Raw genomic sequence first — 26,666 nt, 5'->3', positions numbered from 1 at the left:
CGCGTTGACGCTACCGACGCGCCAGGGGGGCGCGTGCTCTAACGCGTTGGAAGCAGGAACATGCTCAGCTCATCGGCCTGGCGGCCGTTTCCGCGTTATATGGCGGAACCGGATCCGGTGGAGGAAAGCGCCGAGGTCACGGCTTACGAGCATGATCTCATCGTCCGCTACGCCATTGTCGGCATCTTCGTCATCCTGGCGACGGCCTCGCTCGCGCTGACCAAGGTCATCGCCATGCCGGTCATGGCAGGCGTCATCTTCGGGCTGGTGCTCGGCCCGCTGGCCGACGGGCTCGTTCGCTATGGCGTGCCGCAGCAGGCGGCATCGGCGCTCGTGGTTCTGTTCTTCATTGGCCTGCTGCTCGGAGCGGTCGCGATCCTTGCCGTGCCGGTCGCAGGCTGGAGCGATCAGGCCCCCGCGATGATGGCGGCCCTCCAGACCAAGCTCGCCGGCGTCTTCGCCTTCATGGACGAGTTCAAGCGCGGCATCGCCGCGATGACGGGCAAGGGCGCCGAGCTCAGCGTCTCCCAGGGCAACCCGCTCTTCGATATCGCCCTGACGTCCTCGGCGGCCGCGGGCGGCATGCTGATCTTTGTCGCCACCGTCTATTTCTGGCTGGCGACACGGCGTCACCTCAAGGCCCGGATCCTCAGGCTCTGCCTCGGCCGCGGTGCGCGCCGATCCGCCGGCTCGTTCTTCGAGGAGATCGAGACCCGGGTGGCGCGCTACTTCGCTTTGGTGACGGTGATCAATCTCGGGATGGGCGTGCTGACCATGGCCATTGCCTGGTTGGCAGGGTTGCCTTTCCCGGTTTTCTGGGGTGCGCTCGCCTTCCTGCTCAACTATCTCGCCTTCATCGGTCCGGCGATCGTCGCCGTTCTGCTGCTGGCGGGCGCGCTCCTGGATGCACCGTCACTTCTCTCCGCGCTCTGGCCGGCCGCGGCCTACTACGCCCTCCATCTCGTCGAAGGGAATGCCGTGACGCCGGTCTTCGTCGGCAATCGGCTGACGATCTCCCCCTTCCTCGTCTTCATCGCCTTCATCTTCTGGCTCTGGCTTTGGGGGCCGATCGGAGCGGTGCTCTCGACGCCGATCGTGATCGTCGCCATGGTGGCGCAGGAGGAATTCGCCCGCTATCGCCGCGAGAAGGCCAAGGCTGACGGCGAGGAGGCGCAGGAAGCCCAGGCGGCCTAGCCGGAACAGAACCGCGGCCGGGCGCGTTGCGACAGCGGCGGGGCCTCTTGCGGCGGCGCAGCCGCCCCGGCACCATCCCCTTTCAGGAAAGCGACAGGAACCGATCGCCATGGCAACAACGACATCCGCGAAACGTCAGGCGGCCGCGGCCGCCAAGCGCGCCAAGGCCGAAGTCGAGGCGGGTGCCGAGGATGTTGCGGCCGAGATGCGCCAGTCCGGTGCCCGTGCCAAGCGGCAGACGAGCGCGCTCGAGGACACCTTGACCCGCAGCGCCGAAGAAATCGCGGCGACCGTGACGGATCGGCTGCGCGCCGTCGGCGTCGACACCGACAAGATGGTCGATGTCGCCAAGGAGCAGGCCACCGAGTTGCAGAGGTTGATCGAGGACGAGATCCGCGAGCGCCCGCTGCGCGCCCTCGGCCTGGCGGCCGCGGTCGGATTGTTCGTCGGCTATCTGTCGGCGCGCTGACCATGCTGGGGGGGCTCGGATCTTTCATCGCTTCGGAGGTTTCCGGGGCGGTGAAGCGCAACGTCACCGTTTACGGCCTGTTCGGTGTTGCGGCCTTGCTGCTGCTCTGCGCGGCCGGCTACGCGCTGAACGCCCTGCACACGCTGCTGGCGCTTCGCTACGGCGCGATCGCTGCGAGCCTGTGGATCGCGGGAGGGCTGTTTGCAGCGGCTCTGCTGGCCTTCAGCATTGGGCTTTTCGTCAAGAACCGGCGCCGGCCGCCGCGCCCGACCGCCGCGGCGGCGCTCGCTGCAGCGCCATTGGCCGCAAAGCTGATCGGTCCGCGGCTGAGCTGGCGCATAGCTGTCGCCGGTGGCGTAGTCGTGCTCGGCGCCATTCTCGGCCGACAGATCGTTGCCGGCGGCGACAAGGACAAGGACGAGGCGTGACCTCACAGACCTGTTCGGCGCCGCCGCGGTGGACGGCCTGTGTCATTTTACATAGGGATATCGGCATGCGTCCTTTAACAAGGCTGGCATGCCTGCCCAAGTGAGCACACGCAGTCGATTTTCGCTTCCGGCCCTCCCGGCCTTCGGCACGCGGCTTCGCTCGGCGACGACCACGATCATTGCGATCGGCGTCGTTGCCGTGGCGATCGTCGTGGCTGCGTGGATCAACCAGCAGGCGCGCGAGGCCGCCGACTCGGCCGCGCATGCCGTTGAGATCCGCGAGCGGGCCGAGCGCTTCCTCGGCCGGCTCCGCGATGCCGAGACCGGCCAGCGCGGCTATCTCCTCACGGGCCAGGCGAGCTATCTCGAACCCTTCACGGAAGGGCGGGCGGCAGCCGGGCCGGAGCTCGATATCCTCGCCGCCCTCGTCGATGCCGATCCGCTCCAGACGGCGCAGGTGGCCAAACTGCGCGACGACATGCGCCTTAAATTCGAGGAGCTCGACCGCACGATCGTGCTCGAGCGGGCAGGGCGCCGCGATGAGGCGCTGGCCCTCGTGCGCGATGCCACCGGCAACGACGCGATGGATCGGCTGCGCGACACGGTGCGGGAGATCCAGCAGACGGAGAACGTCCGCCTCCTGTCTCTCTATCGCCGGGAGGAGCGCCGCCGGCTCTGGGGCAGCACGGGTATCGTCATCGCGCTGGCGGGATTGGCGTTCGCCGCCTGGCAGCAGCTGCGCCGGCGCCAGCGCCGCAGCCTGGCGCTGGCGCTCAGCAATGCCGAGCTCGAAAAGATCGTCAGCGAACGGACCAGGCAGCTCGAGAACGAACATCTGCGGATCGAGGCGCTGCTGCGCGACGTCAATCACCGTGTCGGCAACAACCTGGCTATGGTCTCGGCGTTGCTCAACGTTCAGAGCCGGCAGACGCGGGAGCCGGCGGTGAAGGCAGCGCTGGCTCAGGCGCAGTCGCGCATCCAGGCGATCGCGGCCGGCCAGAGGCGGCTGCGCCTCGATATCGAGACGGACGAGATCGACGCGCGCCCTTATATGGAGGACCTGCTCGCCGAGATCGGCAAGGCGGCGGAAGGTCGCCCGATCACCATCGATCTCGATATGGATTCGATCCGCCTGCCGGGGCGCGATGCCGTCTCCTTCGTCGTCATCGTCAACGAGCTCGTCACCAACGCGATCAAGCATGCTTTTCCGGACGGTATGCCCGGGAAAGTCATGATCCGCTTCGCACGCGAAGACGCTGAGGACGCGCCGGCCCTCACCATGTCGATCGAGGACGATGGCGTCGGTCTGCCCGCCGCAGCCGAGAATAAGGGCCTGGGACAGACGGTGATCGCGAGCCTGCTGCGCAGCATGCGGGCCACAATGACGACCGAGCCGCTGCGCCCGGGGAACGAACGGCCCGGGACGCGTGTGACGTTGACGTTTCCGAAGCGGGAGAACTCGCAGCCTTCGCCTTGATGCGTTGAGTTTGTGCGGTGATCGAGCGCTTGGCCGCTAGCCTTGGGTGGCCTCGTCGCGGGCCCCGATCGCATTCACGACGAAACGGGCCACTTCGCCAATCGAGAACGGCTTGCGCAGGAAGCGTTCGCTGCGCAGAGGGGCGGGAACATCGCTCGGAGCCGATCCCGAGACGAAAGCGAAGGGTGTTCCGGCTTTCTGAAGAGCACGCGCGACGTCGAAGGTCTTGCCGTCGACGACGTCGATGTCGAGCAGCGCGCAGGACAATTTTCTAGCCGCGGCGCGGTGTGCTTCGGCGACGGATTCGACCACGATCAGCTCGGCCTCGGCGCCTAGCTGCTCCGCCACGGCACTTTCGATGTCCATGGCGATGAACGGGTCATCTTCGACGATCAGAACGCGGATATCAGCCATCGACCGGCGGCTTCTCACTCTGCAACCCCATGATGTCTCGATAACGTCATGGGATTGGCGATGTTCCTGCTTCCATCTCGATAGTGGGGTAGAAACGTTGACTTTGAGTCAATTTTGCCAGGTCAAGGTTAGCGAAAAGTAATTCTTCGGGGAGGATCACGCTGGCCCAGAGGTTTTGATCAGGTCGTGGGAACGCGTTCCCGCCCTATCGAATGTCGGTCTTTCAGCGCCGCTTGCCGGGAGGCACAAGCGTCAGTTCCAGGGCGGTCACGCCCGTCGCGACATTGATGCCGCGATGGCCCTGGAACGGCAGCGGCTGCAGGGTCACTTGGTTTTTCTCTCCCCCGTTCAGGACATGTCCGCTTGTTCCGGCGCCCGTCCCCGACGCGCTGTACTGACCCGTCAGCGCTCCGAGGGGCGCGCGTGCATACGGACCGAAGACGCGCCAGGCCATCGCCGCGCTGCGAATCGACGCGAGATCCATGCTGAAGCCGCGGACGACGCCGGTATATTGCTGGAGCGGCCCGCGCCTGGGGCGGAAGCGGCACTCCATCGGCTTCTGCGTCGTCACCGTTGCGGCAGGGGGGCTGCTGAGCGTGCAGGATAGCCGCCCGGTGGACGGCCCGGTCGGCTGCTGGGCCGATACCGGGCTGGTCAGGCATGCCAGGCCTGCGAAGGCGGCGAGGGCAAGGCTGGATCGGGAATGCCCAGTAATCATCGCATATGCTCCTGGCGGTGGACCGATCGAAACGCCCCAAGAAACCCACAGTTCCGCCGTAAGGGAACCAAAGCTAGCCTGTTGCGTTGACTCGTTATCTTGGCATGGGAATGTCGATGTCCGTGAGTCGTCTGCGGGGAGAAATCCCAACAATCCACGACCAGGCCTCCGAGGCGGCTCTTCCGCCATTCTGGGAGCTTGAGGATCTGCTGGCGACCGGACTTGATTGCGACGCGGCGCTGGCTGTGATGGCGGCGCGGCGCGCCGCTCCGCGGCTTGTCGATGGCGACGGGGTTGATGATACCCCGGAATCCCGGTCTTTCCTGCTGCGCTTCGACACTGGCGCCTAGATCTCCCCTACTGGCAAAAACGTGATGTGCGCGAACGTCGCGTCTGGATATCGACGTGCAGGTGGTTGGCATGGGCGGCGTCGGAGCCCGGCCCCAGCGCCGTCATGAACGCCCCGCACGCCGACTGACGGACTGCGTCGAGGAAGCGGTTCTGGACAAGGCCGGAGGGCTTCTCGACCAGGACTGTTTCCGACGTGCCGCCTTCCGCGAGTTTGAAGGCGAAGATGTCCAAGGCCTGACCGCTCGCATGCTCGCTGATCGGGCCGGTGGAAGCTCCATTGCGTCGCCGGCATTCCTGCCCGCCGCCGACACGCATCGCGGTGAGGCTGAGGTTGAAATATCCGCGCGCCAAGGGCTGAATGCTGGTGTCGAGCCAGTCTGCGATGGCCGATGCCATCGCGCAGCTGATCAGCGGCGCCGGCTCGAAGGTCACCGTCTGTCCCGATGCGCTGCCCCGGATTGCCAGCGCGTGGAGGCGGACCGGCTCGTCCACGCGGCAGGCGGGGTCGGCCTTCGAAACTTTCGAAACGGCAGACTCCAACCTGTTTCCGGGAATGGAGGCCATCCTGACGAGGCAAGCCTGGGGCTCTACGCTTGTCGTCTGGGGCAAGGGCTGGGAAGGCTGGGCGGGCGGGGGGGGCGAGGGCTTGGCTTGCTCCGGGGGAGGAGCGGGCGTGCGCGCCGGAAGCTCTGCGGGCCGCGGCGGCGGCAATCTTTGCAGGGACCAACTTGGCACGGACCCCTGGAACCGCGGTGACGCGACCTCCGCGCGGACTGACGCGGAGACGAGGCCGACTGCGGTCAGCAGAAGAATTCGTGCGGCTGAACCGCCGAGGCGACTTGCCGGGATCAGCTGTCGAGAGCGGCTGCTCCCGCCACAGCCAGGCTGGTCAATGCGGCCAGTACCAGTGACAGAATCTCGCCGCTCATGGCGCCCGGTGCCACGGCTCCTGAAAACAGCGTTGCCGCGACCGAAATCGCTGCGATCGCTGCCGACAAGCAGGTCATCGCCATGGTCCATGCCCTCCCGCACCGAAAACCAAACCGACATCGTGTTGCGGAACGTGCGGCGGCGGTGCTGGTTCCGGGCGCGACAAAAAAAGCCCGCGGCGCGCCGCGGGCTTCTGATCAGCAAGTAAAGGGGCTCAGGCGGCCTTGCGGCCGGCCCGCCGATCGAAGAACAGCGCCTGGCTGATCGCGGCCTTCACCGCTTCCGGCTGGAACGGCTTGGTAATCAGGAAGGCGGGCTCCGGCCGGTCGCCCGTGAGCAGCCGCTCAGGGTAGGCTGTGATGAAGATCACGGGCACGTCGATCGAGGTCAGGATCTCGTTGACCGCATCGAGCCCGGAGCTGCCATCGGCCAGCTGGATATCGGCCAGCACAAGGCCGGGGCGCTTCTTGCCGACCAGCGCGATCGCCTCGCGCTGCGTGCGGGCCACGCCGGTGACGCTGTGGCCGAGTTCCTCGACCATCGTCTCGATGTCGAGCGCGATGATCGGCTCGTCCTCGATGATCAGCACGTCGGTCGCGACCTGCTCGGCAATCTCCTGGCCGGCGGTCTGGACGAGCGCGGCCGCCTCGGTCGTGTCGACGCCCATGATCGTCCCGACCTCTTCGATCGAGAAGCCCTCGACGGTTCGCAGCAGGAAGGCTTGCCGTGGCCTTGGCGTCAGCGCCTCGAGATTGCGCTCGGCCGGAGCCCGCGTGAGCTCGACGATCGGCTCGCTGGTATCGACGCCGGCCGAGGACCACAGCTTCAGGAAGGACTGATAGAGACCGACGCGAGGATCGATGCCACGAGGAAAGCCTGATGGATCGGCGACGAGCGCTTCCAGCATTGCGACGACATAGGCGTCACCGCTGGCCTGAGTGCCGCTGAGGGCGCGCGCGAACCGGCGCAGGTAAGGAAGATGAGGCGCAATTTCTTTTGCGATAGACATGAACGCGTCCCTTTTATCGTGCCTGGATAATGGCTTAGGATGAGCCGCTGACAAGGAATTTATTTTTTGCCGGATGCGGAACCTTTTGAAATCGCGGCTGTTATTAGGGCGCATTGGTGTCGCCACCGCCATCTGGCTCTGGTTTCGCCGACAGAGAGATGAAGTGCGGGACTTGCTGGAAAAGCAGGCCCGGTTGCGGCGCGAGGGCTGAGATGAGCAACGTGGATACAGCGATGTCCGAGCCGGACGGAGGCGACAATGACGACTTCGAACTGGTTCTGGATGCGAAGGTGCAGGAATCCATAGGTCGCTCGCTCAAGGCGCACTACGACGACATTGTGAACGCACCTGTCCCGGACAAATTCCTTGTGCTGCTGGCGCAGCTCGAAGCGACGGAACTGCGCGCAGCCGGAGCGTCGTCCGATGAGTGCAAATGATCTCCCTCAGGCTTCCCGCGCTGCCAACGAGTTCAAGGACGGCCTGATTCGCGAAATCCCGAACTTGCGCGCCTTCGCGGCTTCGTTGTCGGGGTCGATGCAGCTCGCTGACGATCTCGTCCAGGATACGCTTCTCAAGGCGTGGGGCAACTCCGACAAGTTCGAACCGGGCACCAGCCTGCGCGCCTGGCTTTTCACCATCCTGCGGAACACCTATTACTCGCTCTATCGCAAGCGCGGGCGCGAGGTGCAGGACAGCGAAGGCACCTATGCCGAGAGGATGGCGACGCATGGCAATCAGGAAAGCCATCTCGACCTCGCCGATTTCCGCAAGGCGCTGGCGAAGCTTCCCGAGGAGCAGCGTGAAGTCCTGATCATGGTGGGCGCGACCGGCTTGTCCTACGAGGAGGCGGCGGACATCTGCGGCGTGGCGATCGGCACGATCAAGAGCCGGGTGAACCGCGCTCGGACGAAGCTCGCCGAGCTGCTTTCCATCGGTGGCGTCGACGATCTTGGGCCGGACCGCACCAGCGCGGCCGCGATGCAAAGGGTCGGTTCCGAACCAGTCGGCTCCTGATGCGTCTGGCGCGGTTCAGCACCGTTCGAGGGCGCCTTCTGGCCCTTCTGATCGCTATTGCGGTCCCGGTTGCTTGCGCCACGGCTTTCGCTGCCTATGCCACTTATCGCGCTGCCGTCGCGACGATCGAGGCAGCCCAGCTGCGCGCGGTCGATGATTTCGCGGTGCGCACGCGCGTCTGGTACCGGGGGGCTTCGCGCGCACTGCTCGCCTTTGGAACGATGGCGAGCGATCCGCGCGTCGATCCTGCTGTCTGCGAGGAAGCGGGGCTGGAAGCGATGCAGCGGGCGAGCGGCTTCCACGCCTTCTTCCTGCGCAGCGCCGATGGTCGCATCTGCGCGGCTTCTCTCAATGCCGATCTCTCGAAGGAGACACTGGGCGACGTCGCCAGACAGCTGGCAAAGCTTCCTTCCGTCGCGAACTGGAACGGCGCCGATCTCGGCAGAATCCGCTATGATCAGGTCACGCTCGCCGGCCGGCGTTATCTCGCCATCCTGATGGCCGACCCGGAGACGGCCGGCAGGGGTCTGCAAGAGGCACTTCTCCTGACCGCGCCGGAGCTGCTGGAGAACGTCTTCGATCTTGGCGATGGGCGGCGGGACATGAATGTCGCGTTGATCGGCCGGGGCAGTGACATCGTGGCCAACCGCGGCGACGATGCGGATATGAATTGGCTGCCGCAACAGAATCGGGTTCCGAACGGCCGCGAACGTTGGACGGCGCCCAGTCGCGCCGGTCCCGATCGCGTCTATTCGGCCCGGATGGTCGCCGATCCCGACTTCTACGTCATCGCCAGCTTCGACGACGGGCCGGCCCAAGCCGCGCGCCTGCAGTTCTTCGTGCTCCTGCTCGCGCCGCTGACCACTCTTGCACTGCTTTGCGTCGTCTACCTGCGCGCGATCGACAAGCATTGCGCCCGCTGGCTGCGCGGCATCGAAGCGGCGGCCCGTGCGCGGGCTTCGTCCGGGCGGGCGAGAGTGGCGCTCGCCGAGGACATGCCGAGCGATATCCGCAGCGTGGCGGAAGCTTTCAACGCCATGGTCGACGAGCAGGAGGTGCGTCAGCGCCGCCTGCAAACCGCCCTGGACGACAACCGTTTCCTCGTGCGTGAGCTGCATCACCGGGTGAAGAACAGCCTGCAGGTCGTCCAGAGTTATATCGGCCTGAGTAAGCGCGATTACCGCGACGAGGCCCGGCTGGCTCTCGCCGATGCCGAATGTCGCGTCCATGTCCTTTCGGCAGCCTATCGCTTCACGCTGGCGGACGGAGAGATGCAGCCGGTCCGCGTCGATCTCTTCCTCGACGACGTCGTCACGATGATCTCGAATCTGATCCGCAGCCGCGATCAGTGGGTGACGAGCCGGATCGATACGGCGGCGACGCTTTCGGTGGATCGCATCATCCCGCTCGGATTTCTTGTGGCTGATGTCGCTTCGCGCGCGCTGCGCAGCACGCCGGGCGTGCGCGTCACGGTCAATGTCGTCGATATCGACGACGACACGATCGAGGTCTGGCTCGACGCCGATCGCGAGATCAGCCACGGCGCGCCGCCGCGTATTTTTGCCGGCCTCCTCGCCCAGATCGAGGCGGTGCAGACAGCAGAGCCTCAAGGCGGTTCGCTTGGCCGCTGGCGTGTCAGTCATACGTCCTGACCGAGCTCTTTCCAAGTCAGAGCGGGACTGGCCGATCACATTGATTCAGCCAGATCCGATCCGGCTTGGGGCGCGTCGACCGGTTCGATCGATACGCCGACGCTCAGCCCCAGGAAGGACCCTGCCGGGCCGGTGAAGCTGCCGGCGATGGGTGAGGCATCCTCCGGCACGCGGGCGACTGCGACGCGCAGGAGTTGGCGATCGGCAACGAGATCATTGGTCGGATCGAACTCGACCCAGCCATCGCCGGGGATGAAGACGTCCGCCCAGGCATGGGTCAATCCCACCGCGCTGGTCAGCAGGGCGTCGTCCGGGCTCCTGTCATGGATGTAGCCGGTGACGAAGCGTGCGGCGAAACCCATGCGCCGTGCGAGTTCGATGAACAGCCAGGCGTAGTCGCGGCAGGAGCCAAAACCGCTCTCCAGGGTGTCGACGGGGTGCTGCGTGCCTTCGTCGAAACGGGTGGTGTAGCTGAGTGCGCCATGGAGCGCGTGAGCGAGATCGCGCAGGAGATGGCCCGAGCCCTGGCCGGTTCTCGCCCTGAAATCGGCGAGCCAGCGGTCGAGCATCTTGTCGGGGTCGGCGCTGGCGAGAGCGAGGAACGGCTGCAGCGCCGACCGCTCGTTTTCGCCGTAGACGACCCCGGTCAGCGCTGTGCCGGGCTTGATCTCGGAGCGCGGAATGGCGGGGCCGAAGCGCTGGAGCATCAGGGTGCTGACGATGTCGAGCGTATCGGCCTCGGCCTCGAAATTCGCGATGGCGACGGGATTGCCGTAGGCGTCGTGCATCCAGCTCAGGCTGGCGGACGGCGAGATCGAGAGGGCGGTATCGACGACGCGTAGGTCGAAGCTGTCGCGTGGCCGCAGCATCAGCCGATGTGGGCCGAAGGCGACGGGCTGCGCATAGCGATAGGTCGTTGCGTGTCGGATACGCAGCATGGGGGCTCTGCCTGCACTCAAAAAATAAGCCGCCAGAGGCGGCCTTGAAGTGCGACGCGAGGATGCGCCGCGCGTTTAACGCGGGGAACCGCGTCAGGTTCCGCTGGCAGGCTCAGCGTACGACATGCGTTATAGGCCCGCTTGCAAGCGCCTGCTGAGACGGTGAGGCGATCGCCCTCTTCGCCGTGCTGCGCGTCCGGTCAGCGGAATCGACCGCGGCGAAGCGGAGATCCGCGGCCTTGTCGCGTTCGCCCCTGGCCATGGCGACGCTCGTCGAACTCTGGTCGGAGGGGATTTGCAGTTGCGCTCCGATGGTCAGACCCGTGACGGCCGCACCCATGAAGCCGAAGAAAAGCAGGGCTCGTACAGCGGGGGCAAGGCTGGCTTTCGGCATGTCCATCTCCCAACGCTTCCGGCCCGGATGGGCCGGATTTCGACAGGAAAACGCAGCGGAAGCCGAGATGGTTCCTTTGGAGCCGATTCGGAACGCGCCGCCGTCTTGCGCGTTGGACGCTTGCCGATGCGTTCCGCGGCGGAGTCGGGGGGACCGGTGGGTTCATGAACATCGTCAGTAAGCAGGGCCGCTTGGGAACGCCTTGCCTTGCCTGCCCGCTGCGGCTCAAGCCCGCCTTCAAGGACAAGGCAGACGACGAGATCCGCTTCATTCAGGCCATGAAGATCGACCATCGCAGCCTTCCGGCCGGCGCCGACATCATTCACCCCGGCCAGGAGGATGCCGAACTCTACACGCTCTATTCGGGCTGGGCCTTCCGCTACCAATCCCTGCCAGACGGGCGCCGCCAGATCCTCAATTTTCTCCTTCCGGGGGATCTCGTAGGCCTGCAGGCTTCCCTGCTCAGCGCGGCCGAGCACGGCATCGAAGCGCTCACGGATGTCGAGCTCTGCGTCTTCCCGCGCAGGCGGATCTGGGACCTCTTCGTCAGAATGCCGACGCTGGCCTATGAGTTGGCCTGGCTGGGCTCACGCGAGGAGAGCCTGATCGACGACAATCTGACCACGGTCGGCCAGCGCAATGCGGGCGAGCGGATCGCCGCGCTGGTGATCTCGCTCTACCATCGCGCCGATACGCTAGGCCTCGTCAGCAACCACAGCTTCGCCTTTCCGCTCTCGCAGCAGCAGCTCGCCGATGCGCTGGGCTTGTCTCTGGTCCACACCAGCAAGACCTGGTCGCGTCTGCGCAAGGCCGGGCTGTTCTCGCTCTCGGGCGGGCGGCTGACGCTGCTCAACCCGCGCCTGACCGCACATATGGCTGCGGTCTACGAGCAGGCTTCGCCGCCGAGGCCGTTGATCTGACAGCTTTTTGCCGGAACTGCGGAAAAGAACTTGGCGGGCGGCCGCTCTTGACCCCATATGCCGCGCAGGTAACGTTCGGCTGCGTCAGACGCGTCGTCTCTGCGGCGATCAAGGGGTGCCATGTCTTCGACGATCCGTCATCGTCCGCGCGCAACGTCGCTCGCCGCTCGCCTCGGGCAATCCCGCGTGGCGTCGCGGATCGAGGGCGAGGTGCGGGTGACGGCGGCTGACCTTGTCGACAGCGTCGCCGAAGCCAAGCTCAAGGTGGCGGCCGTCCGCTACAAGGTCGAGAGCGAAGTTCGCAGCACCGCCGAGAAGTTCAAGAGTCGAGTCAGCGAAGCCAGGGCGAAGCTCGGCGACGAGGCCCGCTTCATCAAGTCCTGGATCGACGACCCGCTGCGCACCGGCTCGGTGACGCCGTCGAGCCCGGCGCTCGCGCGGCGGATGGCCTCCTTCGTCGATCCCGAACAGCCCGGCCCGGTCATCGAGATCGGCCCCGGCACCGGCCCGGTCACCGAAGCGCTGATCGAGCGTGGCATCGACGAGAGCCGTCTCATCCTCGTCGAGTACAGCCCGGAGTTCTGTGAGCTCCTGCGTCAGCGCTTTCCGCGTGCGACGGTGGTGCAGGGCGATGCGTATGCCCTGTCCAAGACTCTCACCGGCCATCTGCACGAGAAGGCGATCGCGCTCGTCTCGAGCCTGCCGCTGTTCAACCGGCCGCCGGCCACCCGCACGGCCTTGGCGCGCGAGGCCTTTCCGCTGCTTGTCGAGGGCGCGCCGTTCATCCAGTTCACCTATTCGGTGATCTCGCCGATCCCGCGCAAGGGATCCGGCCTCAAGGCCTTCGTCTCCGATTGGGTGCTGCGCAACATTCCGCCTGCGCGGGTCTGGGTCTACCGCCAGATCCGGTGACGATCCGAGTTTTCGGCAGCCCTGCATTGCATACAACGCTTGATTCGCGCGGCGTTCCTCACTGAATCGTAACCCCTGATTGCTAGGCACCCTTCGCGACCGGGTGCTCCGCTGGCCTGCTCGCCAGAGGAGCCGGATCAGCCGATGAGTGCCCCAGTCCTCCGTTTCAGCCTGCCGCGTTGGCGTGTGACGCGCTGGCTTGCGGATGCCGGCCCGGATGTCCCCCCCGATATCCGGGGCGCGCTGGTTGCAAGCCTCTACGGCACGCTGCCGATCTTCGCCGGCGGCGTCATCAACTCGCTGGCGGTGTCCTTCCTGATCGCCTGGCGCATCCCGACCCTGCCATTCACGCTCTGGTGTGCTTTCGAGATCGTTTGCTGCGTCGTGCGCCTGTGCGTCCTGCTTGCGGCGCGCAAGCGTGCCGCGCGCGGCCAATCGACCCCCACCGACATCTATCTCCTGCTCGGCGTCGCCTGGGCGGCCGGCATCGGCGCCGGCACGTTCCTGAGCCTGATGAGCGGCGACTGGGTGGCGTCCACGCTCGCCTGCCTGTCGGCGGCTGCGATGGTGGGCGGCATTTGCTTTCGAAATTTCGCGGCGCCGCGCATGGCCGGCGTGATGGTCGCACTCACGCTCGGTCCCTGCGTGCTTGCGGCGCCTTTCCTGTCCGAGCCGATAATGCTCATCACCTTCATGCAGATCCCGTTCTATCTCTTCAGCATGACGATGGCGGCCTACAAGCTGAACGGGATGCTGATCTCCACCATGCGGGCGGAACGCGAGAATGCCTTCCACGCGCGGCACGACATGCTGACGGGGCTGTCGAACCGGACCGGGTTGGCCAAGGCCTTCACGACGAAATTCGACGATGCGAAGCCTCCCAAGGGGCTTGCCCTGGTCTATCTCGATCTCGACGGCTTCAAGGCCGTCAATGACAGCTACGGCCATATGGCGGGGGACGCTTTGCTCCAGCTGGTGGCCGAGCGGCTGCGCGGCCTCGTCCGGGCGTCCGACATCGCGGCGCGCATCGGCGGCGACGAGTTCGTCGTCCTCTCCGAGCAGACCGAGCACGTTCAGCTTCAGCGCTTCGGCGAGCGGATCGTGCGGGAAATCTCGGAGCCTTACGAGCTCGACAGCGGCCACAGGCTCCATATCGGCGCCTCCGTCGGCATTGCGCTCGCTCCCGAGCATGGCCGCGACATGAACAGCCTGATGACCGCGGCCGATGCCGCGCTGTACCAGGCGAAGTCGCGCGGCAAATCGCTGTGCGTCATCGCTTCGCAGCGTCCGGTGATCGGGGGCGCCTCCTCCGGCGGGACGCTTCGCCTGCAATAAGCGGTTGCCGGCGCGGAGGGGCTTGACCCGGCGGTCCCGCTCGGGCTTGCCTGCCATGCGCAGCAGCCGGGATCTCAGGCGTGACGGATATCGGGCGGCTCGTCCGCGACATTGCCGACGAGATGCGCGACGCCGGCGAGCGCGGCGAGGTCGCGACCTATATCCCGCCGCTCGCCCGCATCGATTCGCGTCAGTTCGGGCTCTGCGTCGTGACGGCGGATGGCGCAGTGCACGCCGCCGGCGACAGCGAGGAACCCTTCTCGATCCAGAGCGTCTCCAAGGTATTTGCTCTGACCCAGGCGCTCGGCAAGGTCGGCGACACRCTCTGGCGCAGGGTGGGGCGCGAACCCTCCGGCACGCCTTTCAACTCGATCGTTCAGCTCGAACGCGAGCAGGGCGTGCCGCGCAATCCCTTCATCAATGCCGGCGCGCTCGTCGTCGCCGACATCAATCTCGCCGGCCACGAGCCACGCGTCGCGATCGGCGAATTGCTGCGCTTCGTGCGCTACCTGGCGGATGACGACAGGATCGTCATCGACGACGCTGTCGCGCGGGCCGAGCAGGCGACCGGTTTCCGCAACATCGCGCTCGCCAACTACATGAAGGCCTTCGGCAACGTCACCCACGCGCCGGAGCTGACGCTCGGCGTCTATTTTCATCAATGCGCGATCGCCATGAGCTGCCGCCAGCTCGCCATGGCCGGGCGGTTCCTGATGCATGGCGGGCTCTACGAACCGGGCGGGCCGCGCGTCGTCTCGGCCCAGCGGGCGCGGCGCATCAACGCGCTGATGCTGACCTGCGGCCACTATGATGCTTCGGGCGACTTCGCCTTCCGCGTCGGCCTGCCCGGCAAATCGGGTGTCGGCGGCGGCATCCTCGCCGTCGCTCCAGGCAAGGCCGCGATCGCTGTCTGGTCGCCCGGCCTCAACGCCAACGGCAATTCGCTGCTCGGCACGCAGGCGCTGGAACGCCTGGCCGAGGCGACCGGCTGGTCGGTCTTCGCGCGCTAGCGAGAACGTCTAGCTCCGCAGGCCCGGCGCCTCTTGCCCGGTGCGCGCAACGTATTCCGTGTAACCGCCGCCATAGGCGTGGACGCCTTCGGGCGTCAGCTCCAGCAGCCGGTTCGACAGCGCAGCGAGGAAATGCCGATCGTGCGAGACGAAGAGCATCGTGCCCTCATATTGCGAGAGCGCGGTGATCAGCATCTCCTTGGTCGCGATGTCCAGATGGTTGGTCGGCTCGTCCAGCACGAGGAAGTTCGGCGGGTCGTAGAGCATCATCGCCATCACGAGGCGCGCCTTCTCGCCGCCGGACAGGAAGCGGCAGCGCTTCTCGACATCGTCGCCGGAGAAGCCGAAGCAGCCGGCCAGCGACCTGAGCGAGCCCTGCCCTGCCTGCGGAAAGCGGTCTTCCAGCGCCTCGAACACGGTGCGCTCGCCGTCGAGCACCTCCATGGCGTGCTGGGCGAAATAGCCCATCTTGACGCTGCTGCCCACGGTGACGGTGCCCGCGTCGGCCTCGGTCGCGCCGGTGACGAGCTTGAGCAATGTCGATTTGCCAGCCCCGTTCACGCCGAGGATGCACCAGCGCTCCTTGCGACGGATATGGAAGTCGAGCCCCTCATAGATGCTGCGGCTGCCATAGGCCTTGTGCACGTTCTTGAGGCTGGCGACATCGTCGCCGGAGCGCGGCGCCGGCTGGAACTCGAAGGCGACGGTCTGGCGCCGGCGCGGCGGCTCGACGCGCTCGATCTTGTCCAGCTTCTTCACCCGGCTCTGCACCTGCGCGGCATGCGATGCGCGGGCCTTGAAGCGCTCGATGAAGGCGATTTCCTTGGCGAGCATCGCCTGCTGGCGCTCGAACTGCGCTTGCATCTGCTTTTCGGCCAGCGCGCGCTGCTGCTGGTAGAATTCGTAGTCGCCGGAATAGGTGGTCAACGCGCCGCCGTCGATCTCGATGATCTTGCCGACGATGCGGTTCATGAACTCGCGATCGTGCGAGGTCATCAGCAGCGCGCCTTCGTAACCCTTGAGGAAGGATTCCAGCCAGATCAGGCTTTCGAGGTCGAGATGGTTGCTCGGCTCGTCGAGCAGCATCGCGTCCGGGCGCATCAGCAGGATGCGGGCGAGCGCGACACGCATCTTCCAGCCGCCCGAGAGCGCGCCGACATCGCCTTCCATCATCTCTTCGCTGAAGCCAAGGCCCGCCAGAACTTCGCGGGCCCGCCCGTCCAGGGCGTAGCCGTCGAGCTCCTCGAAGCGGCCCTGCACCTCGCCATAGCGGGTGATGATGTCCTCCATCTCGTCGGCCCTGTCCGGGTCGACCATGGCGGCCTCGAGCTCTGCGAGCTCCGCCGCGACCGTGCTGACCGGCCCGGCCCCGTCCATCACCTCGGCGACCGCGCTGCGGCCGGACATCTCGCCGACATCCTGGCTGAAATAGCCGATGGTGATGCCGCGATCGATCGAGACCTGACCCTCGTCCGGTCCTTCCTCGCCAGTGATCATCCGGAAAAGCGTGGTCTTTCCGGCGCCGTTGGGCCCGACGAGGCCGACCTTTTCGCCCTTGAGGAGCCCGGCCGACGCCTCGATGAAGACGATCTGCTTTCCGTTCTGCTTGCTGATGTTCTCGAGGCGAATCATTCGTTTGGAAACCCTGGGAAGCGGCGCCCCCGTGCCACTAAGCCATCGGGAGCGAGTGGGAAAGGCGGCGCGAGGCCGCGATCAGGTTGAGAGCGGGGCGCTGCGCGCGTCGGCAGCACGCAGGAGATCGGCGGGCGTGAGCGCGATCTGCAGGCCGCGCTGGCCGCCATTGACGTAAACCAGCGCCTCGCCGGACGCCGCTTCGTCGACGATGGTCGGCAACTTGCGCTTCTGGCCGAAGGGACTGACGCCGCCGACCTTGTAGCCGGTGAGCCTTTCGGCATCCGGCACCGGCATCATCGCTGCCGACTTGCCGCCGAAGGCCGCCGCGACCTTCTTCATGCTGGCCTCGCGATCGGAGGCGAGCACGATGCAGACCGGCTTGCCGTCGACCTGTGCGATCAGGGTTTTGAGGACGCGATGGGGCGGCTCTCCCAGCGCTTCGGCTGCCTGCAATCCGACCCGCTCGGCATTGGGATCATAGTCGTAGCTGCGTAGCTCGAAGCCGATGCCGAGCCGCTTCAATGCCTGGGTGGCAGGGGTCGTCTGGGCCATGATCCGGTGAATACTGGGCTAGCGGCGGAACCGGTGCAGGGCGCGAGCGCACTCACCGCGACAGCCAAGTACCCCCTTGCCGGCGACTTGGAAAGCGCAGCGCCCGCGACTTCCTGCAGATCCTTCGACGTCGGTCGGCTAGTACTTTACCACACGGGCGCCAGGCACGGGCTCGGGCGGCGGCGCTGCCTGCGCGACGGCGCCGAGCGGGAACGCGATGCTGAAAAGACCGATCGTCCCCTGTGGCCGGTTTTCGACGCTCACCTCGCGCAGCACTTTGAGGCGTGCCGTGACCGGCGTGCCGGCGACGGCGAAGGAATAGGCGATCGTGCCGCCGACAGCGGTCACACGGCCCTTATAGGGGCCGAGCGACGCGCCCGAACCGCTGTCGCCGGTGATCTGCTGGTAATGTGCGAACAACGCGCCGACCGAGAATTCCTTGCTGAAATATTGGCTGACGGCGAGGTCGACATGCACGGCGTTGCCGCTCTTGTAGTCGGTCGCGTCGTTGGTGCCGTTGATCTCGAGGCCGACCGCGCCGGAGATGTCCAGCCCGATCTTCGGATCGAGCCAGGTCGCGGCGGCGTAGATGTCGCCGATCCAGCGGTTGAACGAGAGGTTGGACAGCGAGCCGTCTTGATAAGTGCCCGACGGGATGTTGACTGCGCCGCCGACTTGCCAATGGAAGTTGCCGGCATGCCAGCCGACGAAGCTGGTGAGAACGGGGTCACCAAACAGGAAGTCCGAATCCCGCAGCTTTGCGCCGAAGGCGCGGCCGAGGCGGGGCGCGGCGATCAGCGCGCCCGCACTGACGCGGGGCTGGCCGAACGGCAGGGTCAGGGCGAAACCCAGATTGCCACCGAAAATCTCGATCGGCGTTACCCAGGTCGGTGTGACGAAATCGACCCGCGCCTCGACTTTCACATTGGCCAGGACGGCGCCGCCGATCTGCGTCTGCCGGCTCGCCGAGAGGCGCCCCGAATAAGAATAGAAATCGTTCTCGAAGTAGAAGCCGGGCGGCGGGACGATGCCTGCGCCGGGTCCCCGAAATCCAGGAACATAAAGGCTCGCGCCGCCCTCGGTGGCGAATGCGGTATCTGGAATTGCACCGGCGACGACCCACGCCGTCGCTGCGAAGACGGCCGTACCGATGCGCCGCATGAACGATTTCCCTGACCCCTGCCGTCGACGCTGGGCTGATTTGCTTCAGTCGTCAAGAAGCGCGGTCTTTCCGTTTCTGGTCCCAGGACCGGCATTGTTACGGTTACATGATGTTCAGCAAGCGATGACCTCAGCCAGAATGTGGACGTGCCCGTTCCACTGAAGAAGGCGCGGCCGATGGAAAAGGCGCAAAGACGCGGCCTGGCTCGCCTGATGCTTCGGTGGCCACAGAAACGCGCGGCGCTCAAGACCCTGTTCGACAGGGATGCGCGGATTGCGGAATTATGCGAAGCCTATGAGGTCGCCTGCGAGGCGGCGTCCTATTGGGACAAGTCTGCGGCTCCTGCCGCCCTCGAGCGGTCGCAGGAATATCGCTCGCTGATGATTGCGACAGAGCAAGATATCTTGAATCGACTTTCTTGAGGTAGGGAAGATTCGCGAGCGCGCCATGCGTATTCGCGCTTGCCCACGGGATTGACAGAGAGTCATAGTGCGATCGGCATATAGCGAATATCGACGTGGTTTCGGTCCAGCAGCGGGGCTGAGCGATGGGCGAGAGCTTGAATAGCGGGCAGGAGCCACCAGGAGCCGATCAGGTTCTCGGAGCGCTCGAAGTACTGCTGAATTCCGATGATCTACGCCTGTCCGAGCGCAACCGACGCTTTCTCGCATTTGTGGTGACGCAGGCCGTCAAGGGCTCGGCCGATCGCATCAAGGCCTACACCATCGGGGTCGATGTTTTCGGCCGTGACGAAGCCTTTGACCCGACGACGGATCCGATCGTCAGGATCGAAGCGACCCGCCTGAGAACGGCCCTGGCGTACTATTACGAAGGCGCCGGATCTGATGCCGCTCTCCGGATTTCACTTCCTAAAGGCGGTTACGTCCCGGTTTTCGCCTGGTCCTGTGTGGTCGACGGTATCGAAGCTGGCTGTGGTCTTGTCGAGAGCGGGGCCGACCATTCGTCGTTCGCCCCGCAAGTCATCCTGCAGGACCATACCGGGCGCGGCAACGACGACATGGCGGCGCGGGCCGAGCTTTTCGTCGATGCACTTGCCATGATGCTGCAGAGGGCTTCCTTCTCCATCCGCGTGGTGCCGTCGGATGAGCGCCGGGCGGCAGTTGAGTCGATCCAGGCCATCTACTCCGCGCCGCACGAGGCGTTCTCGCTCGATATCGCCGTGCGCCCCGTCGACAGCACGATGCGCTATTCCTGGCGCCTGGGCGATCTCGGCACCGGAGAAGTCCTGGCCACCAGTTTCCGGGACTATGTGGTCGCGGGTGCATGTGGCTATGAGCGCGTCGACAACCTGGCCGCCGAAGCCACGAGCGCGATCTCCGCCGCCATCGGCCTGCGTCGGCACGCGCGCGGCGCCGGGCGACCGTAACTGTTACAAGCTTAAGCTCGGAATGCCCCCGTGCGATGCATTCGATCGCGTGCGCGGACGAACGCTGTGTCGGCAATGTCTCCACTGTCGCGATGCGAAACCAGGAGCATTTCATGGAACGCCAAAAATTCCTGGCTGCGGTGGCGGCGGCGGCGTTGGCCACCGTCATGGGCCTCTCAGGGGCCGCAAAGGCCCAGCAACCCGCCCCGGCCTCGGCCCCTGCCCGGCCCAACATCCTCGTGATCTTCGGCGACGACATCGGGCAGAGCAACATCAGCGCCTATTCGCATGGGGTCGTCGGCTACCGGACGCCGAACATCGACCGTATTGCCCGGGAAGGCACGATGTTCACCGACTATTACGCGGAGAACAGCTGCACGGCCGGCCGTTCCACCTTCATCACCGGTCAGGTCTGTCTGCGGACCGGCCTCTGCAAGGTCGGCATCCCCGGCGCCACTGTCGGGCTGCAGGACCGCGACGTCACCATCGCGCAGGCGCTCAAGCCTTTGGGCTACGCGACCGGACAGTTCGGCAAGAACCATCTCGGCGATCGCGACGAATATCTGCCGACCCGGCACGGCTTCGACGAGTTCTTCGGCAATCTTTACCATCTCAATGCCGAGGAGGAGCCGGAGCGCCCCTATTATCCGAAGAACGACGCCAATTTCGTCAAATCCAATTCACCGCGCGGCGTGCTCAAGACCTCCGCCGACGGCAAGATCGAGGACACCGGCCCGCTCACGGCCAAGCGGATGGAGACGATCGACGACGAGACCACCGCGGCTGCGATCGATTTCATGCAGCGGCAGGTGAAGGCGCAGAAGCCCTTCTTCACCTGGATGAACACCACCCGCATGCATGTCTACACGCATGTGCGCGAGTCCATGAAGGGCCGCAGCGGCATGCCCGGCAACGACTATGCCGACGGGATGCTCGAGCATGACGAGGATGTCGGCAAGCTCCTGAAGGCGCTCGACGATCTCGGCGTCGCCAACAACACCATCGTCGTCTACACCACCGACAACGGCCCCAACCAATGGTCCTGGCCCGATGCGGCGACCACGCAATTCCGCTCGGAAAAGGATACGAATTGGGAAGGCGCCTTCCGCGTCCCGGCAATGATCCGCTGGCCGGGCAAGATCAAGGCGGGCGAGGCCTCGAACGAGATGGTCTCCGGCCTCGACTGGTTCCCGACACTGGTCGCCGCCGCTGGCGATGGCGATATCAAGGACAAGCTCGCCAAGGGCACGACGCTCGGCAACCAACAGGCCAAGGTCCATCTCGACGGCTACAATCAGCTGCCCTACCTGACCGGCCAGCAGCCAAAATCGGCCCGCAACGAGTTCTTCTACTTCAATGACGATGGTGAACTCGTCGCCTATCGCTACAACGACTGGAAGATCGTGTTCTGCGAGCAGCGTCAGCCCGGCGGTTTCATCGTCTGGGCGAACCCCTTCACCTGCCTGCGCGCGCCGAAAGTCTTCAACCTGCGCATGGACCCGATGGAGCGGGCCGACATCGTCTCGGACCAGTATTATGACTGGCTCGCGAAGAACGCCTATCTGATCCAATACGGCGTCTGGAAGGTCGCGCCGTTCCTGCAGACCTTCAAGGAGTTTCCGCCGAGCCAGCGTCCGGCGAGCTTCAGCGTCGACCAGATGGTGGATGCTCTGATGCGCAATCTGGACCGCACGGGCGCCTCAAAATAGCCGCCGGCCGAACGAGGGGGCCTGCGAAGGCGGGCTCCCCAGCTTTCGCGGGGGCGGAGGACGGGCGTGGTCGCAAATGGCGATTGCGCCCTCTTGGGGCGGCATGCGATCCAAGCAGGGAAGTGTAGCAGAATGCCGCGGCGTTGCCTGCGCGGCCGATCTTCGCGAGAAAGGGCTGGCGATGCGGCCGGATGACATCATCGCTCGTTTCCGGGTCGCCGATGGCGACAGCTTCCGACTGAAGCAGTTCGATCCGGCCGAGACCTGCGGTCTCGACATCGAGAAGGACGAGGCGAAGGAGCTGCTGCAGCTCGGCGTCAAGCGTCTGCACGACCTCCAGGAGCGCCTTTACGCCGAGCGCCGCTGGTCGATCCTGATCGTTCTGCAGGCGATCGACACGGCGGGCAAGGACAGCACGATCAAGCACGTCATGTCGGGCGTGAACCCGCAGGGCTGCATCGTGCATTCCTTCAAGGCTCCGAGCCTGTCGGAGCTTCGCCACGATTTCCTGTGGCGGGCCGGCTGCAAACTGCCGGAGCGCGGCGAAATCGGCATCTTCAACCGCTCCTATTACGAGGAGGTGCTGGTCGTGCGCGTCCATGAGGATTTGTTGCGCAAGCAGAACCTGCCGCCCGAGCCCGCCGGCGAAGAGCTCTGGACCAAGCGCTTCGAGAGCATTCGCGACTTCGAGAAACATCTCGCGCGGAATGGCACGGTCGTGCTGAAGTTCTTCCTGAACCTCTCCCGGGAGGAGCAGAGGCGTCGGTTGCTCGCGCGCATCGACGAGCCAGACAAGAACTGGAAGTTCGATCTGAACGACATCGTCGAGCGGGAACATTGGGACGACTACCAGCGGGCCTATCAGGCCGCGATCGCCGCCACCGCGACGAAGGTCGCTCCGTGGCATGTCGTGCCGGCCGACAATAAATGGTTCACGCGGCTCGTCGTGGCGGCGACGATCGTCGAACGCCTTGAAAAGCTCGACCCGCGCTTTCCGGCCTTCGACGAAGATCTGCGCAAGGCGATGGCGAAGGCGCGCAAGCAGCTTCTCGCCGATGGCGAACGCAAGAACGGCAAGGGAGACTAGGGCCATGGCAGATGCCGCGGAGATCGAGGCCCGCGCCGGGACGGATGGAATGGTGCATCTCCCCGGCGGCCTGTTCCGGATGGGCTCGGACAAGCACTATTCCGAGGAGGCGCCGAGCCATCGTGCCTGCGTCGACCCGTTCTGGATCGATGTGACGCCGGTCACCAACCGGCAGTTCCGCGCTTTCGTGGAGGCGACGGGCCATGTCACCTTCGCCGAAATCGCCCCGGACCCGAAGGACTATCCGGGCGCCCTGCCGCATATGTTGCGGGCGGGGTCGCTGATGTTCGACCCGCCTTCGCATCCCGTCGATCTGCGCGACTGGTCGCAATGGTGGACCTTCAAGTTCGGTGCGACCTGGCGCAAGCCCTATGGCGCAGGCTCCTCGCTCAAGGGGCTGGACGATCACCCGGTGGTCCATGTCGCCTATCGCGATGCCGAAGCCTATGCGGCCTGGGCCGGCAAGGCGCTGCCGACGGAGGCGGAATGGGAATTCGCCGCCTGGGGCGGCCGCGACGATTCTGAATTCGCCTGGGGCGACGAGCTCATGCCGGGTGGCCGGCACATGGCCAATACCTGGCAGGGGAACTTCCCCTTCGAGAACACCAAGGAGGATGGCTGGGCCCGTACCTCGCCGGTCGGGACCTTCCCGCCGAATGGCTATGGCCTCTATGACATGATCGGCAATGTCTGGGAGTGGACCGCCGATTTCTGGTCGGTGCAACATCAGGGCGATGCGCCGAAAGCCTGCTGCGTGCCGCAGAATCCGCGCGGCGGCCCCGAAGCCGAGAGCTATGATCCGCGCATGCCGGACATCCGCATCCCGCGCAAGGTCCTGAAGGGCGGCTCCCATCTCTGCGCGCCGAATTATTGCCGGCGGTACCGGCCGGCGGCACGTCACGCCGAACCGATCGATACCTCCACCAGCCATGTCGGCTTTCGCTGTGTTGTCCGCGGGCGCTGACCCCTCTAGAGATGAGCTGCAACCACGCGCGACAAAAGGACGGCTGAGGCCGAAATCCGCATGATCGACACCAGCAGTCTCCGTTTCTCCGCCTTGCTCACGCTCATCGTTCCCGCCGCCATGCTGGGTGCCTGTACGACCCAGGAGGCTGCTTCGTCGCCGGAGCCGCAGCTCAGCGTGACGTCGGTGCCGCCGCCGCGCAGCTATCTTGATCCCGGTCCGATCCCGGCGCGCGCCGGCGGACCTGCCTACATCCAGGCCGGCACGAACAGCTTCGCGCGCCAGACGGACAGCTTCGGCAACGATCTCGTTCCCAAGATTCCCTGAAGCCGGCGATGCCGGTTCGGGGCTTCGGCCCCGACCCGGCATTTACGGTTACACGCTTGACGACGCAGGCATGGGCCGCACAGAGCCGCTTCTCGCCATGGCGCGGGCGCGGGCCGCCCCCTGCCGCCGTAACGGTTACGCGGCTGACTTGAGCTCAGCTTTCGCCACAGTCCGATCCGGATGCAGTTGAGGGATCGGGCCATGGATGGAGCCGGGCGGACCGCGCGCGATACCGTGAATGACCTGCAGAGCCGGATGAATGCCGACATCATCGGGCAGGCGCGGGTCGTCGAGCGCATCGTCGTCGCGCTGCTCGCCAATGGCAATGTCCTGCTCGAAGGACTGCCGGGCCTCGCCAAGACGCGGGCGATCAAGAGCCTCTCGGCCAATCTCGAATCCGCGTTCAGCCGCATCCAGTTCACGCCGGACCTGCTGCCCTCCGATGTGACCGGCGGCGAGATCCTGCGGGCCAATGGCCAGTTCGAATTCCGCAAGGGCCCGGTTTTCGGCAACCTGATCCTCGCCGATGAGATCAATCGCGCCCCGCCCAAGGTCCAGTCGGCCTTGCTAGAGGCGATGGAGGAGCGCCACGTCACCGTGGCTGGCAAGCGCTACGACCTGCCGCCGCTCTTCATGGTGCTCGCCACGCAGAATCCGATCGAGCAGGAGGGAACCTATCCGCTGCCCGAGGCGCAGATGGACCGGTTCCTGATGCATGTTCGCATCGACTACCCCTCCGATGCCGACGAGGTGAAGGTGATGCGGCTGGTGCGCTCCGAGACCGCCGCCGCGAATGTGAGGCCGCCGGAGACAGCCGCGTCGATCCCGCAGCAAGTGATCTTCGATGCCCGCGCCGAGATCGACCGGGTGACGACGAAGGGTGTTGTCGAGGCCTATATGGTCGGGCTCGTCGCGGCGACGCGGCGGCCCGCCGAATATGGCGAGCACCTCAAGAACTGGATCGCGGTCGGCGCCAGCCCGCGCGGGACGCTGGCGCTCGACAAATGCTCGCGGACCTATGCCTGGCTGCAGGGGCGGGACTACGTCACCCCCGAGGATGTGCAGGCCGTGGCGCATGACTGCCTACGGCATCGGATTTCGCTCGGCTACGAGGCGGGTGCCGCGGGCGTCAGCGCCGATGCGGTGCTCGACGAGGTGGTGAAACAGGTCGCCGTTGCGGCGTAGCGAGGCGCGTCATGGCGTTGATGCGGGAGAGGGCGAGGACGGGAGGGCCGGCTCCGGCCGCGGGAGCCCGTGCCTTCGCCACGCTCGACGACCTGCTTCGGCTCAAGCATCGCGCCCTTGGCTTCAGCTTCCTGCCGCGCCAGCCCGTGCATAGCCTGCTCGCCGGCCGCCACGCCTCGCGCCTGCGCGGGCGCGGCCTGAATTTCGAGGAACTCCGGCACTATTTCGAGGGTGACGACACCCGCACCATCGACTGGCTCGCGACGGCGCGGCTCGGCAGCCCGCATGTGCGGGTCTATTCCGAGGAGCGCGATCGCCCGGTCATCCTGCTTGTCGACCAGCGCAGCACGATGTTCTTCGGCAGCAGGCGGGCGATGAAGTCGGTTGCCGCTGCTGAGGCTGCCGCGCTCGCGGCCTGGCGTGTCACCTCCCTCGGCGATCGCGTCGGAGCCGTCGTCTTCGGTGACGATGAGGTCGTGACGGTCCAGCCGCGCGCCCGGGATCTGGGTGCCGTACGTGTCCTCAGCGAGGTTGCCCGGCAGAATGCGGCGCTCGAACATGCCTCGCCATCCGACCGCAGCCCGGGCCGGCTCAACGAAGCGCTGAGCGCGGCTGCACGCATGGTGAAGCATGACGGGCTGATCTGCGTCATCTCCGATCTTGCCGGCGAGGACGAGGAAACCCGGCGGCTTGTGACCCGTCTCTGCGCCCATAACGACGTGCTTGCGGTCTTCGTCCAGGACCCCCTGGAGCAGGATCTGCCGGATATCGGCAGGGCGACCTTCAGCTCGGGGCAGGCGCAGATCGAGGTCGATGCCTCCGGGGCGTCGCTGCGCCGGCGCTTTTCCGACGAGCGTGTGGAATGGCGTGCGCGAATGGCGGGGCTCTCGCGCAGCCGCGCCATCCCGGTGCTGCCGATCGCGCCTGATCGCGACGTGGCCGAGCAGATGCGCGAGCTGATCGGCCGGCGGCAGGCGCAGAGGCTCGCAAGCGCCAGCGGGAGATCGCCATGAGCGGCGATCCCGGCGATCTCGCCAACATGGCCGATCTGGCGCTGCCGCCGGCGCTCGCCTTTTGGCCGCCGGCCGTCGGCATCTGGATCGTCGGAAGCGCTGCGGTCGCGGCTCTCGCCGTGTTCGGCTGGCGCGCCCTGCAGCGTTATCGCGCCGACGCCTATCTGCGCCGTGCCGCCAAGGAGGTCGATAGCGCTGCGCGAGATGGCGATGCGGCCGGCGCCATTTCGGCCGTGCTCAAGCGCGCGGCCATGGTCGCCTATGGGCGCGAGCGCGTAGCCGCCCTGACCGGCGCGTCCTGGACGGCCTTTATCCGCGCGACCGCACCTTCCGGCACGCCGATGGACGGATTGGCCGCCCGTCTCGATGCGTTGTTCGCGGCAAATGACGGGGCGCAAGCTCAAGCTCAGGTGGCGCTGTCCACAGAAGCGAAGGCCTGGCTGCGCGGCCAGCGCGGCCGTGTCTCAGGGCGGAGGTGAC

The 26,666-nt window shown here is 65.9% G+C and carries 31 protein-coding genes; 21 read left to right on the top strand and 10 right to left on the bottom strand.

Annotated features, from left to right (window positions below):
• Positions 1-60: 60 nt before the first annotated feature.
• The 4 genes from AC1DEZ_RS16915 to AC1DEZ_RS16900 all read left to right on the top strand — a co-directional run bounded on the left by AC1DEZ_RS16915 (position 61) and on the right by AC1DEZ_RS16900 (position 3,568).
• Positions 61-1,194, top strand: coding sequence for an AI-2E family transporter (locus AC1DEZ_RS16915; protein WP_476780091.1), 1,134 nt, complete (start codon positions 61-63; stop codon positions 1,192-1,194).
• A 109-nt stretch (positions 1,195-1,303) separates the two neighbouring features.
• Entirely contained in the window at positions 1,304-1,663 is a 360-nt protein-coding gene (locus AC1DEZ_RS16910; RefSeq protein ID WP_476780090.1) for a glycine zipper domain-containing protein, read from the top strand.
• A gap of 2 nt (positions 1,664-1,665) precedes the next feature.
• Positions 1,666-2,091, top strand: coding sequence for a hypothetical protein (locus tag AC1DEZ_RS16905; protein ID WP_476780089.1), 426 nt, complete (start codon positions 1,666-1,668; stop codon positions 2,089-2,091).
• Between the two features lie 88 nt (positions 2,092-2,179).
• A complete protein-coding gene (locus AC1DEZ_RS16900) occupies positions 2,180-3,568 on the top strand; it encodes a sensor histidine kinase (RefSeq protein ID WP_441509931.1) in 1,389 nt (462 codons plus the stop codon).
• Positions 3,569-3,604: 36 nt separating this feature from the next.
• Here AC1DEZ_RS16900 and AC1DEZ_RS16895 read toward each other — a convergent pair whose 3' ends face one another.
• Both AC1DEZ_RS16895 and AC1DEZ_RS16890 read right to left on the bottom strand, forming a co-directional pair.
• Entirely contained in the window at positions 3,605-3,982 is a 378-nt protein-coding gene (locus AC1DEZ_RS16895; protein WP_476780088.1) for a response regulator, read from the bottom strand.
• Positions 3,983-4,205: 223 nt separating this feature from the next.
• A complete protein-coding gene (locus AC1DEZ_RS16890) occupies positions 4,206-4,700 on the bottom strand; it encodes a DUF992 domain-containing protein (protein WP_476780087.1) in 495 nt (164 codons plus the stop codon).
• A 110-nt stretch (positions 4,701-4,810) separates the two neighbouring features.
• On the opposite strand from AC1DEZ_RS16890, the gene AC1DEZ_RS16885 reads away from it, so the two are divergent.
• Positions 4,811-5,050, top strand: coding sequence for a hypothetical protein (locus tag AC1DEZ_RS16885; RefSeq protein WP_476780086.1), 240 nt, complete (start codon positions 4,811-4,813; stop codon positions 5,048-5,050).
• Between the two features lie 7 nt (positions 5,051-5,057).
• On the opposite strand, the gene AC1DEZ_RS16880 is transcribed toward AC1DEZ_RS16885, so the two are convergent.
• The 3 genes from AC1DEZ_RS16880 to AC1DEZ_RS16870 form a co-directional block, all read right to left on the bottom strand.
• Entirely contained in the window at positions 5,058-5,615 is a 558-nt protein-coding gene (locus AC1DEZ_RS16880; RefSeq protein ID WP_476780085.1) for an extensin-like domain-containing protein, read from the bottom strand.
• Positions 5,616-5,899: 284 nt separating this feature from the next.
• On the bottom strand, positions 5,900-6,064 hold the full coding sequence (locus AC1DEZ_RS16875) for a hypothetical protein (protein WP_441509926.1): 165 nt from the start codon (positions 6,062-6,064) through the stop codon (positions 5,900-5,902).
• Between the two features lie 131 nt (positions 6,065-6,195).
• A complete protein-coding gene (locus tag AC1DEZ_RS16870) occupies positions 6,196-6,990 on the bottom strand; it encodes a response regulator (protein ID WP_476780084.1) in 795 nt (264 codons plus the stop codon).
• A 212-nt stretch (positions 6,991-7,202) separates the two neighbouring features.
• Between AC1DEZ_RS16870 and AC1DEZ_RS16865 the strand changes: the two genes are divergently transcribed.
• Genes AC1DEZ_RS16865 through AC1DEZ_RS16855 form a run of 3 tightly spaced genes read left to right on the top strand, consistent with a single transcriptional unit; the run spans position 7,203 to position 9,656 of the window.
• Positions 7,203-7,427: a NepR family anti-sigma factor gene (locus AC1DEZ_RS16865; RefSeq protein ID WP_476780083.1), complete on the top strand. Its 225-nt coding sequence runs from the start codon at positions 7,203-7,205 to the stop codon at positions 7,425-7,427.
• Positions 7,414-8,004: a sigma-70 family RNA polymerase sigma factor gene (locus AC1DEZ_RS16860; protein WP_441509923.1), complete on the top strand. Its 591-nt coding sequence runs from the start codon at positions 7,414-7,416 to the stop codon at positions 8,002-8,004. The genes AC1DEZ_RS16865 and AC1DEZ_RS16860 overlap by 14 nt, the downstream gene beginning before the upstream one ends.
• On the top strand, positions 8,004-9,656 hold the full coding sequence (locus tag AC1DEZ_RS16855; RefSeq protein ID WP_476780082.1) for a sensor histidine kinase: 1,653 nt from the start codon (positions 8,004-8,006) through the stop codon (positions 9,654-9,656). The genes AC1DEZ_RS16860 and AC1DEZ_RS16855 overlap by 1 nt, the downstream gene beginning before the upstream one ends.
• Before the next feature lie 35 nt (positions 9,657-9,691).
• Here AC1DEZ_RS16855 and AC1DEZ_RS16850 read toward each other — a convergent pair whose 3' ends face one another.
• Positions 9,692-10,594 (bottom strand): transglutaminase family protein, encoded by a 903-nt coding sequence (locus AC1DEZ_RS16850; RefSeq protein ID WP_476780081.1) that lies wholly within the window; start codon positions 10,592-10,594, stop codon positions 9,692-9,694.
• Between the two features lie 112 nt (positions 10,595-10,706).
• Positions 10,707-10,988, bottom strand: a complete 282-nt coding sequence (locus AC1DEZ_RS16845) for a hypothetical protein (RefSeq protein WP_476780080.1) — start codon at positions 10,986-10,988, stop codon at positions 10,707-10,709.
• Positions 10,989-11,152: 164 nt separating this feature from the next.
• Here AC1DEZ_RS16845 and AC1DEZ_RS16840 point away from each other — a divergent pair, with 164 nt between their 5' ends.
• The 4 genes from AC1DEZ_RS16840 (at position 11,153) to AC1DEZ_RS16825 (ending at position 15,165) form a co-directional block, all read left to right on the top strand.
• Positions 11,153-11,908: a Crp/Fnr family transcriptional regulator gene (locus AC1DEZ_RS16840; RefSeq protein WP_476780079.1), complete on the top strand. Its 756-nt coding sequence runs from the start codon at positions 11,153-11,155 to the stop codon at positions 11,906-11,908.
• Between the two features lie 120 nt (positions 11,909-12,028).
• Positions 12,029-12,820: a class I SAM-dependent methyltransferase gene (locus AC1DEZ_RS16835; protein WP_476780078.1), complete on the top strand. Its 792-nt coding sequence runs from the start codon at positions 12,029-12,031 to the stop codon at positions 12,818-12,820.
• Between the two features lie 144 nt (positions 12,821-12,964).
• Positions 12,965-14,155 carry a diguanylate cyclase domain-containing protein gene (locus tag AC1DEZ_RS16830; RefSeq protein WP_476780077.1) on the top strand — a complete coding sequence of 397 codons (1,191 nt, stop codon included), beginning with the start codon at positions 12,965-12,967 and terminating at the stop codon, positions 14,153-14,155.
• 80 nt (positions 14,156-14,235) lie between these two features.
• Positions 14,236-15,165 (top strand): glutaminase, encoded by a 930-nt coding sequence (locus AC1DEZ_RS16825; protein WP_476780076.1) that lies wholly within the window; start codon positions 14,236-14,238, stop codon positions 15,163-15,165.
• Between the two features lie 9 nt (positions 15,166-15,174).
• On the opposite strand, the gene AC1DEZ_RS16820 is transcribed toward AC1DEZ_RS16825, so the two are convergent.
• The 3 genes from AC1DEZ_RS16820 to AC1DEZ_RS16810 form a co-directional block, all read right to left on the bottom strand.
• Entirely contained in the window at positions 15,175-16,797 is a 1,623-nt protein-coding gene (locus AC1DEZ_RS16820; RefSeq protein ID WP_476780075.1) for an ABC-F family ATP-binding cassette domain-containing protein, read from the bottom strand.
• An 81-nt stretch (positions 16,798-16,878) separates the two neighbouring features.
• The gene (gene ybaK / locus AC1DEZ_RS16815; RefSeq protein ID WP_476780074.1) at positions 16,879-17,352 is read right to left on the bottom strand and encodes a Cys-tRNA(Pro) deacylase; all 474 of its coding nucleotides are present in this window, start codon (positions 17,350-17,352) and stop codon (positions 16,879-16,881) included.
• Positions 17,353-17,490: 138 nt separating this feature from the next.
• Positions 17,491-18,513: a SphA family protein gene (locus AC1DEZ_RS16810; RefSeq protein WP_476780073.1), complete on the bottom strand. Its 1,023-nt coding sequence runs from the start codon at positions 18,511-18,513 to the stop codon at positions 17,491-17,493.
• Between the two features lie 147 nt (positions 18,514-18,660).
• Between AC1DEZ_RS16810 and AC1DEZ_RS16805 the strand changes: the two genes are divergently transcribed.
• The 9 genes from AC1DEZ_RS16805 (at position 18,661) to AC1DEZ_RS16765 (ending at position 26,665) form a co-directional block, all read left to right on the top strand.
• A complete protein-coding gene (locus tag AC1DEZ_RS16805) occupies positions 18,661-18,936 on the top strand; it encodes a hypothetical protein (RefSeq protein ID WP_441509912.1) in 276 nt (91 codons plus the stop codon).
• A gap of 125 nt (positions 18,937-19,061) precedes the next feature.
• Entirely contained in the window at positions 19,062-19,901 is an 840-nt protein-coding gene (locus AC1DEZ_RS16800) for a hypothetical protein (RefSeq protein WP_476780072.1), read from the top strand.
• Positions 19,902-20,014: 113 nt separating this feature from the next.
• Positions 20,015-21,610, top strand: coding sequence for an arylsulfatase (locus tag AC1DEZ_RS16795; protein ID WP_476780071.1), 1,596 nt, complete (start codon positions 20,015-20,017; stop codon positions 21,608-21,610).
• Positions 21,611-21,791: 181 nt separating this feature from the next.
• Complete coding sequence (locus AC1DEZ_RS16790; RefSeq protein WP_441509909.1) at positions 21,792-22,697, top strand: polyphosphate kinase 2 family protein; 906 nt, start codon at positions 21,792-21,794, stop codon at positions 22,695-22,697.
• A gap of 4 nt (positions 22,698-22,701) precedes the next feature.
• Positions 22,702-23,661: a formylglycine-generating enzyme family protein gene (locus AC1DEZ_RS16785; RefSeq protein WP_441509908.1), complete on the top strand. Its 960-nt coding sequence runs from the start codon at positions 22,702-22,704 to the stop codon at positions 23,659-23,661.
• A 60-nt stretch (positions 23,662-23,721) separates the two neighbouring features.
• Complete coding sequence (locus AC1DEZ_RS16780; protein WP_476780070.1) at positions 23,722-23,988, top strand: hypothetical protein; 267 nt, start codon at positions 23,722-23,724, stop codon at positions 23,986-23,988.
• Positions 23,989-24,189: 201 nt separating this feature from the next.
• Positions 24,190-25,173, top strand: coding sequence for an AAA family ATPase (locus AC1DEZ_RS16775; protein WP_476780069.1), 984 nt, complete (start codon positions 24,190-24,192; stop codon positions 25,171-25,173).
• A gap of 11 nt (positions 25,174-25,184) precedes the next feature.
• The gene (locus AC1DEZ_RS16770) at positions 25,185-26,186 is read left to right on the top strand and encodes a DUF58 domain-containing protein (protein ID WP_476780068.1); all 1,002 of its coding nucleotides are present in this window, start codon (positions 25,185-25,187) and stop codon (positions 26,184-26,186) included.
• Positions 26,183-26,665, top strand: a complete 483-nt coding sequence (locus AC1DEZ_RS16765; RefSeq protein WP_476780067.1) for a DUF4381 domain-containing protein — start codon at positions 26,183-26,185, stop codon at positions 26,663-26,665. Before AC1DEZ_RS16770 ends, AC1DEZ_RS16765 begins: the two co-directional genes overlap by 4 nt.
• The last annotated feature ends 1 nt before the right edge of the window (position 26,666 follow it).

Source organism: Allobosea sp. 10L422 (assembly GCF_056395345.1).
The sequence above is the reverse complement of the archived record's forward strand: the minus strand, read 5'-3'. Positions and strand labels throughout refer to the sequence as shown.